Source organism: Mycobacterium sp., assembly GCF_035653355.1.
Classification (GTDB): domain Bacteria; phylum Actinomycetota; class Actinomycetes; order Mycobacteriales; family Mycobacteriaceae; genus Mycobacterium.
Window position 1 is genome coordinate 1 of sequence record NZ_DASRBZ010000478.1, and the last position, 4775, is coordinate 4775.

Consider the following 4775-nt stretch of genomic DNA (forward strand, 5'->3'; position numbering starts at 1 on the left):
GCCGGTGCCGGTGCCGGTGCCGGTGCATCCAGGATTCCGGGTTCGGTCGGGGCCCGGTCGGAAATGGGCTCGGCAACCGGCTCGGCCGGCGCGGCTGGTTCGTCCACCGGCGTGGGTGGTCGGGCCGGTTCGGCGACCGGCACTGTCTGGCCGGACGTCTGGCTGAAGGTGATGCCCGACGACGTGGTGTAGCCGCCGGAACGGTCCAGCGTGCCGGCTTGCTGGCGCGCCGACAGGCTGATCCGGCGCCGCCGGTACAGCAGCAGGCCGACGGTCAGCGCAGCGATGACGACCAGTACGGCCGCGACCGCAACGGCGATCCACAAAGCGTCGGACACCATCTACTCCTGGCTATCGTGAGCTGCCGACCAGCTGGTCCACCTGGTGGCCGCGCATGCGCTGGGAGATCACCGCGGTGATGCCGTCGTCACGCATGGTCACGCCGTAGAGGGCGTCGGCCACTTCCATCGTCGGCTTTTGGTGCGTGATGATGATGAGCTGGGACTGGGCGCGCAGTTGTTCGAACAGGCTGAGCAGCCGCTGCAGGTTCACGTCGTCGAGCGCGGCCTCGACCTCGTCCATGATGTAGAACGGCGACGGCCGGGCCCGGAAGATCGCCACCAGCATCGCCACCGCGGTCAGCGCCTTCTCCCCGCCGGAGAGCAACGACAGCCGCTTGACCTTCTTGCCGGGTGGCCTGGCCTCCACCTCGATGCCGGTGGTGAGCATGTCGTCGGGATCGGTCAGCCGCAGCTGGCCCTCCCCGCCGGGAAACAGGGTGGCGAACACCGCGCGGAACTCGCGTTCCACGTCGGCGTAGGCGTCGCTGAACACCTGCAGGATGCGCGCGTCGACGTCGGCGATCACGTCGAGCAGATCCTTGCGGGCGGCCTTGACGTCTTCTAGCTGGGTGGCCAGAAAGTTATAGCGCTCCTCCAGCGCGGCGTACTCCTCCAGCGCCAGCGGATTCACCCGGCCCAGTTCGGCCAGTTCGCGTTCAGCGCGTTTGGCCCGCCGTTCCTGGGTGGGCCGGTCGAAGGGCATCGGTGCCGGCGGGGTGACCTGCTCGCCGCGGTCGCGGGCCTGCTCGTACTCGGCCATCTCCAGCTCGGTGGGTGGCAGCGGGACCTGGGGGCCGTATTCGGCGACCAGGTCATCGGGCGCCATCCCGAACTGCTCGAGCACCATCTGCTCGAGCTGTTCGATGCGCAGCGCTGCTTCCGCTTTGGCCACCTCGTCGCGGTGAAGGGCTTCGGTGAGCGCCGCGATGCGCGTGCGCAGCGCGTCTACCTCCTCGCGAACCGCCGCCATTGCTACCGAACGCTGTTGGCGCTCAACGGACAACGCATCGCGACGGCGTGAGGCGGCATCTACGACCTGGGCCAGCCGCACGGCCAGCAGCCGTCCACAGTCAGCTACCGCCGCGGCCACGGCTGCCGCGCGTTCCCGAGCGGCGCGAGCTTGCTCAGCCCGCAGCCGTGCCTCGCGCTCAGCAGCAGCGGCCCGACGCAGCGAATCCGCCCGTCCGCGAACGGCATTCGCGCGTTCTTCGGCGGTGCGCACCGCCAGCCGGGCTTCCACCTCGGCAGCCCGAGCGGTCTCCAACATGCTGCGCGCGGCGTCGATCTGCTCGCGGTCGATAGGCTCACTCGCCGAACCGCTTTGAGTCTCTTCGGCATTGCGCAGCCGGGTCTCCAGGCCGCTGAGCGCTTCGACCGTCTGCGCGCGCCCGGTTTCCAACTCTTCGCGCTGGCGCAGCAGCCGGCCCCACTCCTCTTCGGCGGTGCGGGCGTCCTGGCCCAGTCGGCCCAGCTGCTCGTAGATGGCTGCGATCGCGGCGTCGGATTCGTTGAGGGCGGCCAGCGCCTGCTCGGCGGCGTCTTGGCGGGCGGCCTGCTCAGTCAGCGCGCCGGAGAGCGCGGCGCTCAGTTCGTCGACCTGAGCCTCAGCGGCAGCCAGCTCGGCGCGGGCCTTGTCGATCTCCGAGGTGAGTTCAAGCGAGGACGGCTTGCGGTCCGAACCGCCGCTGACCCAACCGGCCCCGACCAGATCGCCGTCCACAGTGACCGCCCGCAGCTGCGGGTGGGCGGCCACCAGGTCCAGTGCGGCGGACAAGTCGCCGACCACCGCGACCCTGGCGAGCATGGCGGTCATCGCACCGCGCAGCTGAGGTGGTGCCTCGACGAGATCGAGGGCCCACACGGCGCCGTCGGGCAACGAAACCGCCGGCGTCTGTTCTTGCACAGGCCAATTGCCCAGCACGATGGCAGCGCGGCCGGCGTCGGCCTCCTTGAGCGCGGCCATCGCTGTGCGGGCCGCACCCAAACTGTCCGCCGCGAGCGCATCGGCGGCCGCGCCCAGGACCGCAGCCAGCGCCGCCTCGTAGCCTGAGCGCACCTTGACCAGCTTTGCGATCGACCCGAAAAGGCCTGCGCCGCTATGGTTTTGACTGAGCCAGGCGGCGCCGTCCTTGCGCTCGAGGCTGACCGACAACGCGTCGATGCGGGCCCGCAGTGACGCCACTTGCCGTTCGGCGCCCCGCTCAGCGGCCTGTAGTTCGGCGACTCGTTCGTCGGCCAGCCGCAGGGCGGTCACCATCCGGTCGTGGTGCTCGTCGAGCCCAACTTCTCCTTGGTCCAACTCGCCGACGCGGGCCTGCACGGTTTCGAACTCCGCGTGGGCCTGCTGGGTGCGCGCGGCTGCCTCTTCGATGCGTTCCGACAACTTGGCGATGCTGTCGTCGATCGATTCCACCCGTGCCCGCATGGTCTCGACCTGGCCGGCCAGCCGGGCCAGTCCTTCGCGGCGGTCGGCCTCGGCCCGCACCGCCGCCATGTGCGCCTTTTCGGTGTCGGCGAGGCTGCGCTCCCGCTCGGCCAATTCCGCACGGGCGGCCTCCAGCCCGGTGCGCGCGGTGGCCAACTCTGCCAGCAGCTGCTGCTCTTGTGCCGCGACCTGCTGGGCCTCTGCCTCCAGCGCGTCGGGGTCGGGCCCGCTGGTTGCGGCCGGATCCACGTCGAGGTGCTGGGCGCGCTCGCTGGCGATACGCACGGTGGCGGCGACCCGTTCAGCCAATGCTGACAGCCGAAACCAGGTCTGCTGGGCGGACTCGGCCTCTTCGGAAAGGTGAGTCAGCGCGTCCTCTTCGGTCGCCAGCTCCTCCGAGGTCACCGCTAACCGCACGGAGGCCTCGTTATGCTCGCGGCGCAGCACCGCCTCGGCCTGGCTGGTGTCTGCCAGTTCGGCCTGGCGGGCGACGATGTCGTCGGCAGCCAGCCGCAGCCGGGCGTCACGCAGGTCGGCCTGGATGGTCTGCGCGCGGCGGGCGACTTCGGCCTGGCGGCCCAGCGGTTTCAGCTGGCGGCGCAGTTCGGTGGTCAGGTCGGTAAGCCGCGCCAGGTTTGCTGACATCGCGTCGAGTTTGCGGGCGGCCTTTTCCTTGCGCTTGCGGTGCTTGAGCACGCCGGCCGCTTCCTCGATGAACGCCCGGCGGTCTTCCGGGCGCGACTGCAGGATCTCCTCCAACTTGCCCTGCCCGACGATGACATGCATCTCGCGGCCGATGCCCGAATCGGAGAGCAGCTCCTGCACATCCATCAAACGGCAAGTGCTGCCGTTGATTTCGTACTCGCTGGCGCCGTCGCGGAACATCCGACGGGTGATCGAGACTTCCGAGTATTCGATCGGCAGTGCATTGTCGGAGTTGTCGATGGTGACGGTGACTTCCGCGCGGCCCAAGGGCGGGCGCGAGGAGGTGCCGGCGAAGATGACGTCTTCCATCTTGCCGCCGCGCAGTGTCTTGGCGCCCTGCTCGCCCATCACCCAGGCCAGCGCGTCGACCACATTGGATTTGCCCGAGCCGTTGGGACCCACCACGGCGGTGATGCCCGGCTCGAAACGCAGAGTCGTTGGTGAGGCGAAGGACTTGAAGCCCTTCAACGTCAGACTCTTGAGGTACACGACGTGCCAGACTACCGGCAGCGCCCGGCGCCGATGCGGGACACGCAGTGTCCCGAGGAGAAGCCGGGCAATCGCCATCAGCATCGGTATGCCGTTAGCGCGCGCTGAATCCCTCGATGTCTTCTGTCTGTTCGGACCACTCGGCGTCGACGGCGTCCACGCGACCGGGTGTTTCGCCGCTTTGGAGCAGATCAAGCAGGCGCTGACAGGTGTCGCGGGGCCCCTGCGCGACCACAAGCACCCGCCCGTCGAGACGGTTGGCGACGTATCCGGTCAGATTCAGTTCCAGCGCGCGGGACCGGGTCCACCAACGAAAGCCCACTCCCTGCACCCGCCCGCGGACTAAGGCGGTAAGCCGAACGTCAGACTCCGCCATTGGCCACCCTGAAGTCGACTTGGGTTCCCGACTTGAGCGTTCGGCCTACCGTGCAGACCTGGTCGATGGCCCGGTTGACGACGACGCGCAGGCGCTCTGCTTCGGCGTCGGTCAAACCGGACAGGTCGACCTCGAGGGTCTCCTTGAGCAGTGGATAGCGTTCCTGCTCGCGATCGGCCGCGCCGGACACCTTGACCACCGCCTTGTAGTCGTCACCCAGACGACGGGCCAGCGGCTGGTCGCTGGCCATCCCGCTGCAGGCGGCGAGGGCGATCTTGAGCAGTTCGCCGGGCGTGAACACACCGTCGACGTCCTCGGAGCCGACCAGTACCTGCGCGCCTCGCGAGCTGTAGCCGGTGTAGCGGCGGACGCCGGTGCGCTCCACCCACAGTTGCGTCATGCGTTCTTTCTTACCGTGCCGTCCCTACCGCGCGAGCGT

General features: G+C 69.0%; 3 protein-coding genes and 1 pseudogene. All 4 read right to left on the reverse strand.

From position 1 onward, the window contains the following. Positions 1-338: pseudogene (locus VFA16_RS16520) on the reverse strand (signal recognition particle-docking protein FtsY); the annotation flags it as partial. Between the two features lie 13 nt (positions 339-351). Then, positions 352-3960 carry a chromosome segregation protein SMC gene (gene smc, locus VFA16_RS16525; RefSeq protein ID WP_324968859.1) on the reverse strand — a complete coding sequence of 1203 codons (3609 nt, stop codon included), beginning with the start codon at positions 3958-3960 and terminating at the stop codon, positions 352-354. A 94-nt stretch (positions 3961-4054) separates the two neighbouring features. Further along, complete coding sequence (locus VFA16_RS16530) at positions 4055-4336, reverse strand: acylphosphatase (protein ID WP_324968857.1); 282 nt, start codon at positions 4334-4336, stop codon at positions 4055-4057. After that, on the reverse strand, positions 4323-4736 hold the full coding sequence (locus VFA16_RS16535) for an OsmC family protein (RefSeq protein ID WP_324968858.1): 414 nt from the start codon (positions 4734-4736) through the stop codon (positions 4323-4325). The genes VFA16_RS16530 and VFA16_RS16535 overlap by 14 nt, the downstream gene beginning before the upstream one ends. Positions 4737-4775 lie beyond the last annotated feature (39 nt).